Source organism: Leptolyngbya sp. FACHB-261, assembly GCF_014696065.1.
Taxonomy (GTDB): Bacteria; Cyanobacteriota; Cyanobacteriia; order FACHB-261; family FACHB-261; genus FACHB-261.
Genome location: NZ_JACJPL010000031.1, coordinates 145,818 through 163,390 on the forward strand (window position 1 = coordinate 145,818; position 17,573 = coordinate 163,390).

At 53.3% G+C, this 17,573-nt stretch carries 16 protein-coding genes; 5 read left to right on the plus strand and 11 right to left on the minus strand.

The genetic code is table 11. The features are described 5' to 3' along the window. Positions 1-60: 60 nt before the first annotated feature. The 3 genes from H6F94_RS25840 to H6F94_RS25850 all read right to left on the minus strand — a co-directional run bounded on the left by H6F94_RS25840 (position 61) and on the right by H6F94_RS25850 (position 3,709). The gene (locus H6F94_RS25840; RefSeq protein WP_190805157.1) at positions 61-1,029 is read right to left on the minus strand and encodes a UDP-glucuronic acid decarboxylase family protein; all 969 of its coding nucleotides are present in this window, start codon (positions 1,027-1,029) and stop codon (positions 61-63) included. 238 nt (positions 1,030-1,267) lie between these two features. Beyond that, entirely contained in the window at positions 1,268-2,449 is a 1,182-nt protein-coding gene (locus H6F94_RS25845; RefSeq protein WP_190805158.1) for a polysaccharide biosynthesis/export family protein, read from the minus strand. Positions 2,450-2,578: 129 nt separating this feature from the next. Continuing rightward, a complete protein-coding gene (locus tag H6F94_RS25850; RefSeq protein WP_190805159.1) occupies positions 2,579-3,709 on the minus strand; it encodes a geranylgeranyl reductase family protein in 1,131 nt (376 codons plus the stop codon). Between the two features lie 531 nt (positions 3,710-4,240). Here H6F94_RS25850 and H6F94_RS25855 point away from each other — a divergent pair. Both H6F94_RS25855 and H6F94_RS25860 read left to right on the plus strand, forming a co-directional pair. After that, on the plus strand, positions 4,241-4,399 hold the full coding sequence (locus tag H6F94_RS25855; RefSeq protein WP_190805160.1) for a family 2 glycosyl transferase: 159 nt from the start codon (positions 4,241-4,243) through the stop codon (positions 4,397-4,399). 97 nt (positions 4,400-4,496) lie between these two features. Beyond that, the gene (locus tag H6F94_RS25860) at positions 4,497-5,585 is read left to right on the plus strand and encodes an ABC transporter permease (RefSeq protein ID WP_190805161.1); all 1,089 of its coding nucleotides are present in this window, start codon (positions 4,497-4,499) and stop codon (positions 5,583-5,585) included. A 92-nt stretch (positions 5,586-5,677) separates the two neighbouring features. On the opposite strand, the gene H6F94_RS25865 is transcribed toward H6F94_RS25860, so the two are convergent. After that, on the minus strand, positions 5,678-7,267 hold the full coding sequence (locus H6F94_RS25865; protein WP_190805162.1) for a site-2 protease family protein: 1,590 nt from the start codon (positions 7,265-7,267) through the stop codon (positions 5,678-5,680). Between the two features lie 62 nt (positions 7,268-7,329). Between H6F94_RS25865 and H6F94_RS25870 the strand changes: the two genes are divergently transcribed. Together H6F94_RS25870 and der are read left to right on the plus strand one after the other, a co-directional pair. Beyond that, positions 7,330-8,043 carry an MBL fold metallo-hydrolase gene (locus H6F94_RS25870; protein ID WP_313949376.1) on the plus strand — a complete coding sequence of 238 codons (714 nt, stop codon included), beginning with the start codon at positions 7,330-7,332 and terminating at the stop codon, positions 8,041-8,043. Positions 8,044-8,161: 118 nt separating this feature from the next. After that, on the plus strand, positions 8,162-9,532 hold the full coding sequence (gene der / locus H6F94_RS25875; RefSeq protein ID WP_190805163.1) for a ribosome biogenesis GTPase Der: 1,371 nt from the start codon (positions 8,162-8,164) through the stop codon (positions 9,530-9,532). On the opposite strand, the gene H6F94_RS25880 is transcribed toward der, so the two are convergent. From H6F94_RS25880 to H6F94_RS25895, 4 genes are all read right to left on the minus strand, one after another. Beyond that, a complete protein-coding gene (locus H6F94_RS25880; RefSeq protein WP_242041425.1) occupies positions 9,522-9,890 on the minus strand; it encodes a hypothetical protein in 369 nt (122 codons plus the stop codon). The genes der and H6F94_RS25880 overlap by 11 nt on opposite strands. A 91-nt stretch (positions 9,891-9,981) precedes the next feature. Further along, on the minus strand, positions 9,982-10,476 hold the full coding sequence (locus H6F94_RS25885; protein ID WP_190805165.1) for a hypothetical protein: 495 nt from the start codon (positions 10,474-10,476) through the stop codon (positions 9,982-9,984). An 83-nt stretch (positions 10,477-10,559) separates the two neighbouring features. Next, positions 10,560-12,464, minus strand: a complete 1,905-nt coding sequence (locus H6F94_RS25890) for an AAA family ATPase (RefSeq protein ID WP_190805166.1) — start codon at positions 12,462-12,464, stop codon at positions 10,560-10,562. A 170-nt stretch (positions 12,465-12,634) separates the two neighbouring features. After that, positions 12,635-13,027, minus strand: a complete 393-nt coding sequence (locus H6F94_RS25895) for a hypothetical protein (RefSeq protein ID WP_190805167.1) — start codon at positions 13,025-13,027, stop codon at positions 12,635-12,637. A gap of 95 nt (positions 13,028-13,122) precedes the next feature. On the opposite strand from H6F94_RS25895, the gene aroB reads away from it, so the two are divergent. Beyond that, positions 13,123-14,229: a 3-dehydroquinate synthase gene (gene aroB, locus H6F94_RS25900; protein WP_190805168.1), complete on the plus strand. Its 1,107-nt coding sequence runs from the start codon at positions 13,123-13,125 to the stop codon at positions 14,227-14,229. A 338-nt stretch (positions 14,230-14,567) separates the two neighbouring features. Here the strand turns inward: aroB and dapB are convergent, their stop codons facing one another. Genes dapB through glmU form a run of 3 tightly spaced genes read right to left on the minus strand, consistent with a single transcriptional unit; the run spans position 14,568 to position 17,553 of the window. After that, positions 14,568-15,410: a 4-hydroxy-tetrahydrodipicolinate reductase gene (dapB, locus tag H6F94_RS25905; protein ID WP_190805169.1), complete on the minus strand. Its 843-nt coding sequence runs from the start codon at positions 15,408-15,410 to the stop codon at positions 14,568-14,570. A gap of 29 nt (positions 15,411-15,439) precedes the next feature. Further along, positions 15,440-16,123 carry a hypothetical protein gene (locus H6F94_RS25910; RefSeq protein ID WP_190805170.1) on the minus strand — a complete coding sequence of 228 codons (684 nt, stop codon included), beginning with the start codon at positions 16,121-16,123 and terminating at the stop codon, positions 15,440-15,442. Between the two features lie 44 nt (positions 16,124-16,167). Continuing rightward, positions 16,168-17,553, minus strand: a complete 1,386-nt coding sequence (gene glmU / locus H6F94_RS25915; protein WP_190805171.1) for a bifunctional UDP-N-acetylglucosamine diphosphorylase/glucosamine-1-phosphate N-acetyltransferase GlmU — start codon at positions 17,551-17,553, stop codon at positions 16,168-16,170. Between the last annotated feature and the right edge of the window lie 20 nt (positions 17,554-17,573).

Sequence of the window (17,573 nt, forward strand, 5' to 3'; positions counted from 1 at the left end):
TGGATAAACGATAGCGAGATGTCAGATATTCAGCTGGAGACGGACCACCAGCTATACAAGTCAACTAACAGGGGAAACACTGTTCAGACTCCGGGTAGCCTCAGGCTCTAAACGGGCGCGGAAGTCTTCAATGGTCTTTGCCAGCCCCTCTCTCAGAGGAACAGTTGGTTGCCAACCCAACCAGCTACGGGCGCGGGTAATGTCAGGCTGACGGCGCCGTGGGTCGTCTTGAGGCAAGGGCTCAAAACGGATTTCAGCTCCCGGATTTACCATGTCCTGCACGGTCTTTGCCAATTGCAGGATGGTGTATTCATCCGGATTGCCCAGATTTACCGGACCAATATGGTCACCGTTCATCAATCGAATTAGACCGTCCACTAGATCAGAGACGTAGCAAAAGCTCCGAGTCTGCGAACCGTCTCCGTAAACGGTGATAGTCTCGCCACGCAACGCTTGAAAGACAAAGTTGCTGACGACGCGCCCGTCATTCTCCAACATTCGGGGGCCGTAAGTATTGAAAATCCGGGCTACTCGAATCTCGACATCATTCTGACGGTGATAGTCGAAAGCGAGGGTTTCAGCAACCCGTTTGCCCTCGTCGTAGCAGGAGCGAATCCCAATTGGATTAACATTGCCCCGATAGTCCTCCGTTTGGGGATGGACTTCTGGATCGCCGTAAACTTCAGAAGTCGAAGCTAATAAAAAACGGGCTTTGATCCGCTTTGCTAGGCCCAGCATATTCATCGTTCCCATCACATTAGTCTTGATGGTTTTGACTGGGTTGTACTGATAGTGAACGGGCGACGCTGGGCAGGCCAAATGGTAAATCTGGTCAACCTCTAGCCGAAGTGGCTCCGTAATATCGTGACGGATCAATTCGAAATAGGGGTGGTCCAACCACTTGAGGATGTTGCGCTTGTGACCGGTGTAGAAGTTATCCAGACAGATGACTTCATGGCCCTCTGTCATCAATCGGTCAATCAAATGAGATCCGATGAAACCAGCGCCACCAGTTACTAAAATTCGCATAGGTTTGCGTATGAGCTTGAGAGATCTAGATAGGCGAGACATCGGTCAGGTAGAGTTGGAGGCCACCCAGTCACGGTCTTCAGCAAGTTAACAGACCTGCTGCATGGTTTGAAACAGACTGCATGGACACTTTATGAAATCTTCAACCCCTACCTGACAATCGTGGAAATACAGAAAAGTTTGTGGGTCTAAGGGCTCGATCTGAAGCCTTAGACTTAGATCGAGTGATCGACTCAGATTACTTACCTAGATCGGTGATGCGATCAAATAGGAAGATCGGGTTTACAACCCCACTCAATGCATTGCCAAAGGTAGAGATTCCGCGCAAAATCGAGGAGCCAAACGATGGCCGAACTACAATTACATCACGGCTACGCAGAGGTGGGTTGCTCTGCTCATTGAGTGGCTGATTGAGGTCAGCCCGTAGGGTGCGACGACTGATCCTGCCGTCTGGTTCAAGGCGATATAACTCTACACGTCGCCAATCGCCGTCGTTAGTGATACTGCCTGCCGCTACAACTGCTTCCGTAAACGGTGCATTGGGGCGAATGGTAACGTTGCCTGGCTTCACCACTTCACCGACTACCTGGACGTTAATAGTTGCTGGTGAGAAGCTGGCCCCTGCAATCTCAGTAGACTCCTGAGCCGTCAGGGTGGTAGCTCGTGGGATGTTGATTGAGTCACCATCAAATAGCCGAACGTCTTGGCTGATGTCTCCCTTCATCAGGTCCCAAAGATTGATTTCAAAGGTTCGCCGCCCGCCTGAGGCGACCACACGAGAAACCTGGATCTGACGCACATTCGCTAAGGCAGTGATGCCACCTGCTGTTTGCAGAGCGCCAGTCAGAGTTGTCGCATTAGCTCCACCTTGCACCCCTCCAATGCCGCCAATGGCACCATTGGTCCCACTACTGCCTCGACTATCCTGATTGAAATTGAGGGTGTAGGAGCCAGGCCGATTGACTTCTCCCACAATCGCCACGGTTAGCGGGCGAGGAGATACCAGTGACACATTAACAATGTTGCGCACTAGATAGGGGGACAGCAGTTGTGCTAGTCGTCCCGCTGCAGCCTCTAGGGACATGCCCTCAACGTTTACTGAGCCAATCAGCGGCAGGGTAACTGTCCCGTCAGGTAACACCTGCTGTTCGCCACTGAGTTCCTCGACATCAAAGACGTTGACTTTGATGCGGTCTCCAGCCCCCAGCAAGTAGCGACCAATATCCTGGCGCAGGTTGGCATCCAAGGACGGTATGCCGGAGCCGGAGCTAGGCGGATTTTGAGTCGATAAGGGTTGAGCTGGAGCAGGTTGAGCCGGAGCTGTTTGGGCTAGCACTGGTGATACCAGCTCAGGAGCTAGACCTCCCAACCCACTGAGGAGTAGCACCGATAAGGGCAGGTGGTAGAACGGTTGAGTCATGGCTGCGCAGTTGTAGCAGTTGTAGGGTAGGAAAGGTGGAGTAAGGTGTGTAGAACTTAACCGGGATTATAGGCGCCCGTTCTCGTTCATGCACGAGCGCCTACTCTGAAACCGGAGCCTTGCCCTGTTTCAACCCATTCCGGGCAGAAAACCGCCACCAAGGCGTTTGATAGCTCTGCCTGCAACATCACCGTAGCGAATCTTACCGCAGAGAATTTGGCCCATAATCTTGGTGGCTGAGGGGCGTTTGACTCCCACTCGATAGCCAATGCCTGGTACTCGGTAGAACACGTTGGAGATACGCTGTGCCCACTGCATATCAGCTCCCCACTCGGTATTGACCCGATTGCTGTAGCCTTCTAAGGCATTGATATCACCTGTCAAGGCTTTGTCGATGGCTTCAGCCGCCAACATACCGGTGAATAGAGCTGGACGAATGCCCTCAGCGGTAAAGGGGTCGACCACACAGGCTGCCTCTCCAGCCAGCAGAGCATTCTGGGTGTGCAGCACTTGCTGACCGTCCCACAAACACAAGGGGTGCCCGTACTGCTTGATGCTCTTGAAATCGACGCCGAAGGATTTGGCGTACTCGGTCACAATATCGCGCACATCTTGGCGCTCGCCACCGATGAAGGTACCAATCCCAATGGAATACCCTTCAGCTTTGGGAAAGTTCCAGATGTAGCCATTCTTGACCATGCCGAACTCGAAATGGGCTGTGTCCTGGTGCTGAACATCCGCAGGCGCTTCTGCCTCTAGCGCTCCTGCCAAACGCCGTTTGCGATCTTTGAAGCCTAGCCACTTTGCCATTGGCCCTTTCGCGCCATCGCACGCGATCAGATACTTAGCTTCAACTGGACCACTGGCGGTGTTCACCTGCCAGTGGCCGCCCTTGAACTCAATGCTCGTGACAGCGGTACTGTCGCGTAGCTCGGTCCCCAATTTCTGGGCTTGCTGAACTAGATAGTGGTCGAACACATCCCGGCGCACCATCCAGACTGGTTCTAGGTCTTGCAAATTGGCGACAACCGGATCCTCAGTCTTCCAGGTGTAGCGGATCTTGTCGACCCGCAGGGAAATAGCAGGCGAAAAATCAAAGTCAAACCATTGCGCGACTGCCGGAGACACTCCACCACCGCAAGGCTTGTAGCGAGGTAAAGATTCGGCCTCCAGTAATAACACTGAGCGCCCTCGCTTGCTCAGGTGATAGGCAGCTGAGCCGCCGGATGGACCCGCACCGACGATGATGCAGTCAAACATGGTTTTTGAGCTCACTCCAGGCTAACAACACAAATAGTAGAGACGCTTGGGCGATGTGTTCAACACCCGATCCAGCAATTTCCGCTGTTCTTCTCTTCCCGACTTTAACGCTCAATCTGGGCAACTCGGTAAATACACCTTGGGCCAGCGATTCTAAGCTGAGAATTTCCAAAACCAAAGGACCAAAACCACGGAATTGTAGCTCAAGAGACAAGCGCTAAAATCGCTTTTTCTAGACACTCAGGTGAGCAGCAGCGCTGTGTTTCTACTGAAACCTGACGTCTGACTAGAACGACAGTCTTTACTTAGATACCCGGATTACAAAGGCTTCAATTTACCCTTAAGGTCTATGAAGGTTTGATAAAGCAATACAGAAGCCGATCAAAGTCCAACTCGGTTGACGTTGGAGATTTTGACTTGCTCTGTGTGACTCGACTCACCTAAATCTCACGCACTGTGGCTCTTGCGAAACGATTTTACAGACAGGCATTGGTGAGACGGTCGATCAGTTGAATTAGTAAGGAAATTGCAATGGCTTGGCAACTGTGTATTCGCTACCCGAGTGGCCAAAATCGAGTGTTGCGTTTGTTCCGCGACCGAGAAGCCGCCTTGCGCTGCGTGGACACGATCTATGCCCGGCTCGGTTACCCGGTCCACGTCTCCTACGTAGTGGAGCCCTTCAAGGCGTAGTTCATCAGGGAGCAGTCTATGGGTTTAGCTCCTGAACTCGCGTGCGCCTAGTAGACTCTAAAGACAAAGGCAAACAGCCAAAGCAATTGGAGGTGGCATGAACTGGTGGCAGCGTCTGAAGAGAAATCCATTGGCGCGCTTCGGTCTGTGGGTACTGGTCGTCCTATATTTGCTTGCAATATTGGCAGGATTTGCGGCACCTTACGGCCCAAATGATGCTCAACGCAATGGCGCACTGCTACCTCCTACCCAGATTTTTTGGCGCAACCAGAATACAGGGGAGTTCTTGGGGCCTCATGTCTACCCAACCACTCAAGGACCTGTCGACTTCGAAACGGGTGAACGAAAGTTGGTCGTTGACCGCAGCCAGCCTAGCCGGATTGTGCCGTTTGCCAAAGGCACTGCCTACAAGCTTCTGGGGCTAATTCCGATGGATCGGCACCTGTTCGGCACCCAGGGTGAAGGACGCTTCAATCTGTTGGGTACAGACGAGCAGGGACGGGATGAGTTGAGCCGCTTACTCTACGGCTCCCAGGTCAGTCTCTTTATTGGGATTGTTGGTATTGCTATCACTTTCCCTCTAGGAATGCTACTTGGGGGCATCTCGGGCTATTGGGGTGGTTTAGCAGACACCCTGATTATGCGTTTGACTGAGGTGTTGATGTCTATACCCACAATCTACCTGCTAGTTGCTCTGGCTGCGGTGTTAGAAAATAACCCTTTGACTGGCGTTCCTTTCACCAACGCAGAACGCTTCTTTGTAATTACTATTATCATTTCGTTTGTGAGTTGGTCAGGTCTCACCAGAGTGGTACGAGGACAGGTCTTAGCAATTAAGTCCGAAGAGTACGTTGAGGCGGCACAGGCAATGGGAGCAGGGCCTTTATACATTATCCTGCGTCACATTCTGCCCCAGACCGCGACCTACATCATTATCTCAGCAACCCTCTCTATTCCTGGCTTCATCTTGGCCGAGTCTGTACTCAGTCTCATTGGCTTAGGCATTCAGCAGCCTGACGCCTCCTGGGGAAATATGCTTAGTCTCGCAACTAATGCCTCGATCATTGTGTTGCAACCCTGGTTAATTTGGCCACCAGCAATCTTGATCATTCTGACGGTTTTGGCTTTCAATTTGTTGGGGGATGGTTTGCGCGATGCACTTGATCCACGCAATTTGCAACAGTGAGAGAACAGTGAAATTCTCAGCCGATTCAATTGCCTTTTACAGGAACTAAGGCAAAGTAGGTCACTAAACTAACTGTCTAATTTGCAAGTAAATTAGAGTCCAATAACGGAACCTAAAAACTTAGGCATCGGCAGAATCAGTAGCAGCAATAGGGAAAGAGCTAGTAAACCCAGCAAGTCCCGAGTTCCGTCTAGCTCTGTCACATTGTTTAGCGCTGGTTGATCAGCACTAGGCATAAAGAGCAACAGCAGCCCCCAAAATAGCAGCCAGGGCTGAACACCTAGCATCGCAAGCCCTAGTACCAGTAGACGCGAAACTCGCCCGATATTGGTACCCATGCGTTGTCCAAACATGGCATGCACAATATGCCCACCATCTAATTGCCCGACTGGCACTAGATTCAACGCAGTAACCACAAGCCCCAGCAGCGCTGCGACCGCGACCGGGTGGAGTCGCAAAACCATATCCCCACTGAAGGCACTACCCAGAGCCAATTTACTGACCACTGCAGTCACAATCGACAGGCGTGGGTCAAAAGCTTCGATGCTGACTGCTCCTGGATTGGTCGGATTGGCTACCGTGGCTAGGACAACAGGAGTTGAATGAACAAAGCCCCAAAAAAGCAGTGGTAGAGCTGGTAGGAAACCGCCAATAGCCCCAGAAAATCCCAGATCAAACAGCGCTTTACGATTAGGAATGGCTGAACGAATCTGAGCAAAAGCTCCCAGCGTGCCTGGACCTGGTAGTGAAGGGAGAGGAGGCAGAGGAATAAAGTAAGGCAGGCTTGCTCGTAGTTGATAGCGCTGAGCACTGAGATAGCGGCCCAGCTCCCTCAGGCCTAGAATCGCTAGGATCGCCAATCCATAAGGGATACCCGCGCTGAATAGAGCCTGCTCGAAGGCTACGCTACCCGCACTGCCATTAGCGTTGGCTCCACTCAGCTCCACGCCTGCCAGCACGGTGGTGAGCAGGGTCGTTGCGAGTAAAACCAAGGCCAAGCCTGGACGACTCGCTTCAGGAGCATTTGATCGTGGGGTTGGGCGCGACGTTTTAGTCCCAAGGCTGCTAGCGCTCAGATAGGGGTTAGGGACGAGGGCAAAGAAAGGTTTACCGGCCTGCCCATCCTGGAACATCACCAGAAAACGCTCGCCAAACTGCGCCTCGATATTAGTGCGAATGGTGGTGTAGGCTGTCTCCGGCTCTGCCCGCAGCTGGCCGCGACAGATCACTGCTTGAGGTCGATATTCTAAGTTCTGAAGGTAGTAAATGGACCAGGGAAAGCACTGTTGCAGACGAGCTTCCTCGTCGCGATCTAGGGGTCGAGGCGGTGCTTTAGCCCGTACAGGCTCTACAGGAGTTGCCACCGTACTCTCAACGGTTGGTTGTTCACTCGCCTCCGCTGCCTTAGTTTCAGAGGGAGAAGGCGGGGGTATGCGTCCTGCCTGAAGCAAAGTGTAATACAAGGAAAAAGAGATCAGAACCAGAAGCACCATGAAAGTCAGAGGTGGATCCTGGCCGCTGACAATCACCCAACCGCCAGCGCTGAGAGGAGGAGTCATCAGGACTAGCCATAGCCACCACCAAGGGGTACGCGTCAGATGAGCAACATGGCGCTGCACAATGATGTAGGTTAGTCCACCCGTCATCAGAAGCAGGCACAGTAAGGTCAACCCGTTGATCATGCTATCTGTCCTAATCTGCTGCGCCGTTCTATCCTACGGTTCCTACCCAATCTGGCAAGCTTGTGACTGCTCCATCCGATCTCATTTCCAATGACCCATTCCAGTCAAATTTACCTTCGAATTTGCCATTGAACACACCGACCGGCGTAGCCCGACCGGTTCTACCAGGAGTTTGGGCGTTTGCACCTAACCGAGCCACTCTTGGTGGCACTGCTTATTTCATTGTAGAAAACACGCAGCGGGTCCTGGTCGATTGTCCAGCAGCCTTGCCACCTCAATTGGATTTTTTACGCGCTCAAGGTGGTGTTGATACCTTAGTCATCAGTCATCGTGGCGGGATTGGTGAAGCTAAAAAGTTACAGGCTGAGTTTAGCTGTCAGATTTTGGTACAAGAACAGGAAGCATACCAGCTCTCTGGTATGCAGTGCACGACATTCCAGGCAGCATTCCAATTAAGCGAGGGCCTGCGCATGATTTGGACACCTGGGCATAGCCCCGGCGCCAGCTGCCTCTACTGGTCAGCTCAAGGTGGCATTCTATTTACCGGTCGCCATCTCCTGCCAGACTCACAGGGGCGTCCCGTTCCTTTGAAGACCTCAAAAACTTTTCACTGGCCTCGCCAGCTCAACAGCGTTCGCCATCTTCTACAGGAGTTTAGTCCTGCTACCCTTCGCTATATTTGCCCTGGAGCAAACACAGGGCTGCTCCGGGGTAAACGGGTCATTGAAGAGGCGTATGCTCAGCTTGCAGCTCTCAATCTAGACCAGCAAATTTAAATCAGCTAGAGAGGCAGCGGTCCGAAGCGGCAGAATCAGTACAATAGAATACTACTGATAGAAGCAGGCTCCGGCTGAATTCCGTAGGCACTGCTTTAGCACTTGAGATTTTTGAATTATGGCTTTGCCCATTGTTGCCGTGATTGGCCGCCCCAACGTGGGTAAATCGACGCTCGTGAACCGTCTGTCTGGAGTTCACGATGCGATTGTCTTTGACCAACCTGGCGTTACCCGTGATCGAACCTACCGACCTGCTTTTTGGGGCGACCGCGAGTTTCAGATCGTAGATACGGGGGGTCTAATCTTTGATGATGAGACGGAGTTTCTGCCCCTGATCCGCCAGCAGGTAGTAACTGCGCTAACAGAAGCAACGGCTGCCATTCTTGTGGTCGATGGCCAGGTAGGGCCAACGGATGCTGATCGTGAGATTGCTCACTGGCTGCGACAGCAGACTGTTCCCTGCTTGGTTGCTGTAAATAAGTGTGAGTCCCCAGATCTGGGATTATCGCAAGCAGCTGAATTTTGGGAATTAGGTTTAGGCGAGCCCTTTCCCCTGTCGAGTATCCACGGCAACGGCACTGGGGAGCTACTCGATCAGCTCATTACCTACCTGCCGCCAGCTACGGAGCTGAGTGAAGATCCTGAGGAAACCCGAGTTGCGATTATCGGTCGCCCCAACGTTGGCAAGTCTAGTTTGCTGAATGCCTTCCTGGGTGAGGAACGCTCCATTGTGAGCCCAATCTCAGGCACAACCCGCGACACCATCGACACGCTGTTTAGCCACGGTGACAAACACTATCGTTTGGTCGATACAGCGGGGATTCGTAAAAAGAAAAACGTTGAGTATGGCCCAGAGTTTTTTGGCATCAACCGCGCCTTTAAGGCGATCCGCCGTTGCGATGTAGCCCTGCTCGTGATCGATGCGCTCGATGGTGTGACCGACCAAGATCAGAAATTAGCGGGTCGCATCGCTGAGGAGGGACGTGCCTGTGTAATCGTCGTCAACAAGTGGGATGCCGTTGAGAAAGACGCCTACACCATTTATGACTACGAGAAGCAGCTCTTAGAACGACTAATGTTCTTAGATTGGGCGCCAAGAATCTTTGTCAGTGCGAAAACGGGTCAACGGGTGACCAAGATTCTGGAGCTTGTAGATACAGCCGCCGAGCAGCACAATCGCCGCATCTCTACCTCAGTCCTCAACGAAGTTTTGGAAGAAGCAACCACTTGGCATGGCCCCGGCGCCACCCGTGGAGGACGGCAGGGCCGGCTCTACTATGGCACTCAGGTCGCCAGCCAACCGCCCAGTTTTGTGATGTTTGTCAACGACCCCAAGCTGCTTAACGACAACTACCGCCGATACATTGAGGGGCAGTTGCGCAAGGGTCTCGGTTTCACTGGCACACCGATCCGATTGATGTGGCGGGGCAAAAAGGCACGTGAAGTTGAACGTGGGGGTCCCAATCGGGCCGTGCGTATCAAAACTTAGAGAGCTTTTGAACCGTGTCTGAGATGTGCTCTGGTAAAAAATCCAGACCAATAGCTGACTTAAGTAGGTAAGCAAATAGCAGAATGCAAGCGCTGATTACCAGATTGGCGCTAACCAAGAGGACAAATGCCGCAATTAGGTTTCCCACCCTAGGCAGTCCTCCCGATTCATGTTGACGCTGGTTCTTGCGACGGTCCTTACCCACGAACAGGACAACGTAAAAACGAGAGAAAACCAAATCAACCCCAAAGCGCAGGTCCACCAGCTTGGGAGACGGTTTTGGTATCGCTTCAGCCAAGGCAGCGCTCACAGCGGCAAGTTGCTCGGAGCTAAAGCTGTCTATGACCCCCGGGCCCATTCTCTGCAAATAGTAGCTAGGGGTTCGGGCAGGGTAATCAGATCTGCTAACCTGCTCTTTGCGAAAAGATGCTCGTTTCAATGCTTAATCCTCAATAGACACGCCAAAAGCCCTGTGCAGCGACCCAGCCCAGAACTAAGCCCGCAGCAGTTAAGCAGGTCAGTACCCAAAATCGTTGCATCCTGCTCAAACCTGCGCTTCGCAAGGGTCGAGCAGTCAATCCCAGGATCAGCGCCAGTATCAGAGCCAGGGCCCAAGCTGCAGCTAGGGCAATTGCCCAAACAGTAATGCCAGCCCAAGGCAAACTGTAGGGCCAGGCAATCGCAAAGGCCCCTGCCCAACCCATACCTACTACCCACGCGATCGCTAGAGCTAGAGCATCACTGCCTGCCCAAGCTAGGTGTAAAGTCACAAGCTGAGTCCCTAGCCAGGCTAGCCAGGGAGCCCGACAAGTTGTTAGAAGCCAACCGGCAAAGCTGTAGCCTAGCAGCAGGATAGTGAGGCTAGGCCAAGGCAATCGCTTCAAGCGCACCATGAGCGAGATTTGTGCAGGGGCACCTTCAAAAGTGCCCCCAACCCTGACCATAAAGGCTCAGTAATACTGCTAGTTCATGGCTACTATTGCGACAAGCGCTTGCGTGGAACAACCGACCTCCGCAAACCAGTTGCTTAGGTTCGCTGGCGCATCAATTCTTCGTAAGCACGTTGGAAGTCAGTCTGAGTAATGCAGATGCTATCGGCGGTCAATTCCTGGTTTTCACGAGCTGCTGCACGGTGAAGGCGAATTGCTGAGATGGCTGCTTGGTTACTCAACAGGGCTAGATCGGCGCCGTTCCAGCCTTCAGTGAGCTCGGCCCAATGGTCAAGGTCCACGTCGGCTGCGAGAGGTCGCTCCTGATTGTGGACGCTTAGGATGTCGCGACGAGAGGATTGGGATGGCAGATCAACCGAGACATGCAATTCCAATCGTCCTGCTCGTAGCAGTGCTGCATCAATGCTGTCTTTACGATTGGTTGCAGCGACTAACAGAACGCCCTGTGAGGGCCGCACCCCATCTAGTTCCGTGAGGAGTTGACCAATAACCCGGTCACTAACGCCGCTATCCCCCGTGTTGCGACCCCGGGCGGGAGCCAGGGTGTCAAGCTCATCGATAAAGATTACACAGGGGGCAGCCTGCCGCGCTCGTGCGAACAGCTCCCGGATCGCTTGCTCAGATGCTCCAACCCACTTGGTCATCAACTCTGGGCCAGATAGAGCGATGAAATTGGCTTGAGCTTGGGAGGCAACGGCTTTGGCGAGCAGGGTTTTGCCAGTCCCGGGGGGACCGGAGAGGATGATGCCGTGGGGTGCCCGCGCCCGCGTTTTCGCATAGAGTTCCGGGCTGGTGAGTGTGCCCTCGACTGCCTCGCGCAGAGTTTGCTTCGCTTCCTCTAGACCGCCAATTTGCTCCCAACTCACATCTGGAGACTCGATCTGCACCGAGCGCAGGACCGATGGCTGAATTTGCTTAAGACCAGTTTCGAAATCAGCTTGGGCGATCTTCAAATCTTGAGGAATGCTAGCGAGGTTGGGAACTTGGCGGCGTAGAGCTGCAAAGGCAGCGGCCTGACACAGTCCCTTAATATCGGCACCCACGTAGCCTACTGAGAGATCGGCAAGGTTGTCCAAATTGACATCCTCGGCTAGGGGCATGCCACGAGTGTGGATCCCTAGAATTTCGCGTCGACCATCTCGGCTCGGCACCTTGAAGTACACCTCCCGATCGAAACGCCCTGGCCGTCGGAGAGCCGGATCAATCGCCTCGGCTCGGTTGGTTGCCGCCAGAACGATAACCCCTTTGCTAGCAGCAAAGCCATCCATCAGGCCGAGCATTTGAGCCACTAAACGCTTCTCGACCTCGCCCTCTACTTGGGAGCGATTAGGGACGAGGGCATCAATCTCATCAATGAAAATTAAACAGGGTGCGGACTTGGTTGCCTTTTGAAAGACTTGGCGCAGACGTCCTTCGGCTTCGCCATAGTATTTGCCAATAATTTCAGGGCCAACAATAGCGATGTAGTTGACACCTAAGGCTTCTGCAAGCGCGCGCGCAGTCAACGTCTTACCAGTGCCAGGAGGCCCTACCATCAGCACGCCTCTGGGTGGTTCTAGCCCTAGGCGGTCTAGAATATCTGGGCGCTTGAGTGGGATTTCTACCATCTCGCGCAACTGCGCCAGCACATCTTGCAAGCCACCCACTTCGGTGAGACTAAGAGGCTTGGGTTCAGCAGCCTCTCCCTCATCAGGCGAGGAATTGGACTCAGGCTTGGTAGTTTCGCGATTGCGGACGACCGGCTCCTCACTACCAACATCATCACTGCTGGTCCCCCCAGTAGCAGGACCTCGCCGGGGTGGGATATTGCCAGTGCGCGGGATGTTGCCGCCAGGTGGTCGAGAGCGAAACTGCACGTCTACCTTAATCTGATCAGATTCAGGGTTATCGGGATCTGAGTCTCGCGCCTTCTCTTCCAGCTGTCTTGCTAGATCAATGAGCTGCTCAATGCCCTTGAAGTAGTCGCTGAGATTGTTACCCATTGAGGGAACCCCTAGTGTGCTTCAGAATACAGTAAAAGTCGCAGGTGAAAACTGCCCTGACGATGTCAAGGCGATATAAGGTGACTGCCTAAGGTCTACTGACGCTTAATGCCAGCGCAACCCGTAGAACTACGTAGAAATATCAAGGACAGCTGGCGTTGACAGACAACTCAGTATTCCAAGGTAAAACTGTCAAATCCGCTATTTCTGGCTTGTTGATGAGCAGTTTGAGCGTTAGTGGTTTGCACAGGACGGGTGAGAATCTCCTGGCCAATCAGACGGGTACTGGGGGTAGGGTCGCCTAGAGTAGGTGACAAGCTTGGCCGTTGCTCGCGATAAGCCTCAGCTGTGGACTCTAAGCCGTTGAGCTGGGTATCAATTTCTTCTAGACGACTGATGACCTGGGTGTAGCGCTGCCGCAGATGATCTAGTTCGTTCAGTAGGCGTTGCTTCTCAATAGTGACCTTGTGCATTTCCAGATAGGTGGACGCCTCGGTCTTCTGACGGGGCATACACCGCAGTTTGGGCTGAATGCGACTGCGAGGCATCCGGGGAAGAGACATGGGGTTTTTACTGAAACTGCTAGTCACCTAGAGTTCCCCACCTAAGGTGCAAACTCCCACAGTATGCTCAGGAGGGAACCCTTTTTTGTCCTGCGATGTCCTCTACTGTTGTCTCTGTCGAGTTACCCCGTAACCCGTACTCAGTCGTTATTGAGCCTGGGGGACTAGGCAACTTAGCGCAGCATTTGCAAACATGCGGGCAGAAGGCAGGCAGTCGCGTGCTTCTAGTTTCCAATCCTGCTATTTTTAAGCGCTACGGCCAGCAGGTTGTGGAGGGACTGGCACAGGCGGGGTATGACACCGCAACTTGCCTGCTGCCACCGGGAGAGCGCTACAAAACTCTGGCTTCTGTGCAGAAGATCTACGATGCAGCTCTGTCTCACCACCTTGAGCGCTCTTCTTTGATCGTGGCACTGGGAGGGGGCGTAATTGGGGATATGGCTGGCTTCGCTGCCGCAACCTGGCTGCGTGGCATTGCTGTAGTGCAGGTGCCAACATCCCTGCTGGCCATGGTGGATGCCTCGATTGGTGGCAAGACTGGTGTTAATCATCCGCAAGGCAAAAACTTAATCGGCGCCTTTCATCAGCCGCGACTGGTCTTGATCGATCCCGATGTTCTCTCGACTTTGCCGCCCCGCGAGTTTCGGGCTGGTATGGCTGAGGTGATTAAGTACGGCATCATTTGGGATATCGATCTCTTTGCGCAACTTGAAGCATCCCCTCGGCTCGATAGCGTGCGAGCTTTAACGCCCGAGTTGCTGTACACAATTCTGGAGCACTCAGCTCGGGCCAAGGCCGAAGTGGTTGCTAAGGACGAGAAAGAATCTAATTTGCGTGCCATTCTCAACTACGGTCATACGGTCGGTCATGCGATTGAAAGCCTGACCCACTACCGCCACTACAACCATGGTGAGGCGGTTGGTTTAGGCATGATGGCAGCCGGTTCAATTGCCGCTCATTTGGGATTGTGGGACCGCTCGGATGCAGACCGCCAAAATGCTTTGATTGCTCGCTCCGGACTACCAACCACGCTCCTTGATAGCGTTGAGGCACAGGCAGTGCTCAGCAGTCTTCAGAGCGACAAAAAGGTCCAAGACGGACGGGTCCGCTTTGTTTTGCCTCGAACCATCGGTACGGTTATTGTCACCGATCAGGTGCCTGGGCAATCTGTGCTGGAAGCGGTTCAACAACTTCAAGCTTAAAGTTCAAACGTAAAATCACGGGCTTTTTGCTAGATGATTTTAAAAATTGGTTTGACAATTGCGTAGTTATCTCGAAGCCAGCATTTTGCTTAAAGTGCAAAGATAGGCACACTGCTGTAAAGCGCGGTGGAGAGCTGGCCTCAGCTAGGGGGGCAACTGAGTTGAGAAGCGGTTTTCCTGGTACGCAAAGCGCGTCCTTACAGATAGTTTGCCTGGCTCTGGGGGCTCTTGGGCCAGGTAATTTTTTAGACAATTGAATAGCAAGAACGAAGCCTTAGGGATGTGTCAATGGCAGAGAACCCACCTGACACCTCCCTAAGCTTTTAGCTTTCAAAGCCCTACAAAATCTTCTCTAGCCCATAGACCAAACTCTTGAGCTTAAGAACCTTGCGAATCGCTAGGAGAACACCCGGCATATAGCAAGCTCGATCCGTAGTGTCGTGACGCAAGGTATAAACCTGACCAGGTGCTCCGAAAATAACTTCCTGGTGCGCAATTAAACCGGGTAAGCGCAAACTATGAATGCGGATATTATCGCCAACTACACCACCTCGCACGCCAGCAATGTTCTCGTGTTCACTAACTGCTGCTGGGTTGTAGTCTTTTCCCAGATTAGAGAGCAGAGCGGCAGTAGCGATGGCAGTCCCACTGGGAGCGTCGGCTTTCTGGTTGTGGTGTAGCTCGATGATTTCAACGTGGTCAAAGTAATGGGATGCCTGGATGGCGGCCTGTTGGAGCAGCACCATGCCAATCGCGAAGTTGGGAATAATCAAGCAACCCATACTGGCTTTGTCAGCAAAATTGGCTAAGTCTAAGATTTGGGCCTCACTTAAGCCAGTTGTGCCCACCACTGGACGAACCCCATAGGCAATAGCAGCACGAATGTTTTCATAGACCAGACTGGGGTGGGTGAAATCCACCATGACCCCCAGTTGTCTTTCCTGCGCTGTCATCAGGAGCAGCGATTGTAAATCATCGGTGACTGGAACTTCGATCGGGCCGATCCCAACGACTTCGCCTACATCTTCACCAATGTGGGTTCGGCCAACGACACCGAGTAGGTTGAGGTCTGGAGCCTGACTGACGGCTTTAACAACCTCACGGCCCATTTTGCCCGTTGCACCGTTGATGACTACAGGAATAGGCTGTCCCGAGCTACGCTCAGCAGAGTCAGCAGGCATGGGTGTAGGCTCCGACAAACATTTCTTTCTTATGGTACGGATTCTGGTCCGTTTCTTAGAACTTGAGTTCTCCGGGCCTGAAAGCTGTTGATTTGAAGGCTACGCAGAATAGCTAAGCCATCCTGGCTACCCAGCAATTTGGCAGGCATTGATACTCGATAGCGGTTCCAGAGTTCGAAGTGGATTTGCTGCAGCTCCCGGCGCAGAGTTGACGGCACCAACGCTGACAATTCCTTAGCTAGAGCCAGCGTGATCAGCCGCAGGTCATCGCTGGAGGGAGTTTGACCGTAGCGCCCTGGCTTGCTCGCTTTAAGTGTGAGATCGGCAGCCTTCCGACTTATTTGATAAGGAGCAAACTCGCTGGGCGAGTAGGCATCGTAGGTGATTCGGGCTAATTGGGTGGCAATCTGCGTCAGCAACTGCTGCTGTTGTCGAGCTCGCTCTGCGGCCTCCCGTTGTCGTTGCTGGCGGGCTAGGGCTTGCTTTTGCTGAGCCAAAATCTGTTGCCACTGCTGAAGTTGCTGCTGTGCAGGACCATAGGGCTCACTGCCCACTGGGATCTGAGTAGCTGTAGCAATTGCCTCACGGTAGTTACCGGTCTGGGCCAATGCTTCTGCCCTCTGCAACAGAGCTTCTTCCGAGGTCGGACGCTGCAACCAAAACGTGGCTCCTACGGCTCCAGTCAAAGCTAGAGCCAAGCCCAGAACTATCATCACTAGCCTGCGCGGTTTCACTACAGTCTCAGCCAACGCTGTTGCTAAGGAGTTTCTGGCGGTGGGCTGGACTTAGGACGCCAACCGGGTTTAACCACCTGGCGTGAGCGGGCAACAACCAGAGCATCGTCAGCTACATCTTCAGTGACCACTGAGCCAGCGGCGACGGTGACGCTTTCGCCCAGGGTAAGGGGGGCAACCAGAACAGTGTTAGAACCAAGCTTGCTGCCGTCACCCACGACAGTGGGGTGCTTGCGGACGCCATCATAGTTGGCAGTAATCGTGCCAGCCCCTACGTTTACCCGTGAGCCCAGAGTTGCGTCGCCCAAATAGGACAGGTGAGCTGCATTGGTGTGGTCGCCCAGAGTAGTGTTTTTAAGTTCAACAAAATTGCCCAGACGACAGTGGGAACCAGTGACAACATTGCCGCGCAGGTGGGCAAAGGGACCGACCTGACTATCTGCCCCAAGCTGAGCCTGACGCACAACCGAATAAAGTACAGCTGTGTTGGCCCCGATTTGAGCATCCTCCACCAGACTGCCCGGACCAATTCGACAATTAGCGCCGATGCAGGTTTTGCCGCGCAGATGAGTTTGGGGTTCAATCACCACGTCGGGAGCGAGTTCGACCGTATCGTCGATGGTGGAGCTGTCCGGATCGATGAAGGTGACTCCGGCTTGCATCCAATGTCGCTTCACACGGTCCTGGAGAATCTGGTAAGCCATTGCCAGTTGCTCCCGGTCATTGATGCCCAAGATTTCCTGAGGATCGGCAATGTCGACTGCCACCACAGGCTCCAGGTAGTTCATCACCTCGGTGAGGTAATACTCTTGCTGGTCATTATTAGTGCTGAGCGATGGCAGCACTCTGGCTAAATCTGGCCAGCTAAAGCAGTAGACTCCAGCATTGACGCGGCGGTTCTGCTTCTGAGCAGCAGTGCAGTCCCGGTCTTCAACAATCTCGCGAACTGAGTTTTGGCCATCACAAAAAACGCGGCCATAGCCCTCAGCATTAGGCAGGTGAGCGGTCAGGAGCGTTGCTGTAGCACTACTAGCTCGGTGAGTTTCGAGCAGGGTACGCAAGCTTTCAGGCCGTAGCAGCGGTACGTCGCCATTCAGAACCAGAAGATCACCGCTGAAGCCTTCGAGGTGGGGCAGTAACTGCTGAATCGCGTGCCCTGTCCCCTTCTGCTCAGTCTGCTCAACAAACTCTAATCCGGGCTCAGCAACCAGTGCTTGCCGCACTTGTTCAGCACCGTAACCAACTATCAACAGCCGTCTGGCTACGGATAGCCCCTGCAACCCATCCAAGACTCGCTCGACCAGAGATCGACCAGCCAGTTTATGGAGCACCTTAGGCAGTGTGGAACGCATGCGGGTTCCCTTACCTGCCGCCAACACTGCTACTACGATCTCCCCGTTTGTCGCCATATGCCTAGTTGAAGGCCCTA

Excerpts from the sequence above, each read along its gene's own strand:
- H6F94_RS25840 (WP_190805157.1), bottom strand. The coding sequence starts at position 1,029 with ATGCGAATTTTAGTAACTGGTGGCGCTGGTTTCATCGGATCTCATTTG.
- H6F94_RS25845 (WP_190805158.1), bottom strand. The coding sequence starts at position 2,449 with ATGACTCAACCGTTCTACCACCTGCCCTTATCGGTGCTACTCCTCAGT.
- H6F94_RS25850 (WP_190805159.1), bottom strand. The coding sequence starts at position 3,709 with ATGTTTGACTGCATCATCGTCGGTGCGGGTCCATCCGGCGGCTCAGCT.
- H6F94_RS25855 (WP_190805160.1), top strand. The coding sequence starts at position 4,241 with ATGGCTTGGCAACTGTGTATTCGCTACCCGAGTGGCCAAAATCGAGTG.
- H6F94_RS25860 (WP_190805161.1), top strand. The coding sequence starts at position 4,497 with ATGAACTGGTGGCAGCGTCTGAAGAGAAATCCATTGGCGCGCTTCGGT.
- H6F94_RS25865 (WP_190805162.1), bottom strand. The coding sequence starts at position 7,267 with ATGATCAACGGGTTGACCTTACTGTGCCTGCTTCTGATGACGGGTGGA.
- der (WP_190805163.1), top strand. The coding sequence starts at position 8,162 with ATGGCTTTGCCCATTGTTGCCGTGATTGGCCGCCCCAACGTGGGTAAA.
- H6F94_RS25880 (WP_242041425.1), bottom strand. The coding sequence starts at position 9,890 with ATGGGCCCGGGGGTCATAGACAGCTTTAGCTCCGAGCAACTTGCCGCT.
- H6F94_RS25885 (WP_190805165.1), bottom strand. The coding sequence starts at position 10,476 with ATGGTCAGGGTTGGGGGCACTTTTGAAGGTGCCCCTGCACAAATCTCG.
- H6F94_RS25890 (WP_190805166.1), bottom strand. The coding sequence starts at position 12,464 with ATGGGTAACAATCTCAGCGACTACTTCAAGGGCATTGAGCAGCTCATT.
- H6F94_RS25895 (WP_190805167.1), bottom strand. The coding sequence starts at position 13,027 with ATGTCTCTTCCCCGGATGCCTCGCAGTCGCATTCAGCCCAAACTGCGG.
- aroB (WP_190805168.1), top strand. The coding sequence starts at position 13,123 with ATGTCCTCTACTGTTGTCTCTGTCGAGTTACCCCGTAACCCGTACTCA.
- dapB (WP_190805169.1), bottom strand. The coding sequence starts at position 15,410 with ATGCCTGCTGACTCTGCTGAGCGTAGCTCGGGACAGCCTATTCCTGTA.
- H6F94_RS25910 (WP_190805170.1), bottom strand. The coding sequence starts at position 16,123 with ATGATAGTTCTGGGCTTGGCTCTAGCTTTGACTGGAGCCGTAGGAGCC.
- glmU (WP_190805171.1), bottom strand. The coding sequence starts at position 17,553 with ATGGCGACAAACGGGGAGATCGTAGTAGCAGTGTTGGCGGCAGGTAAG.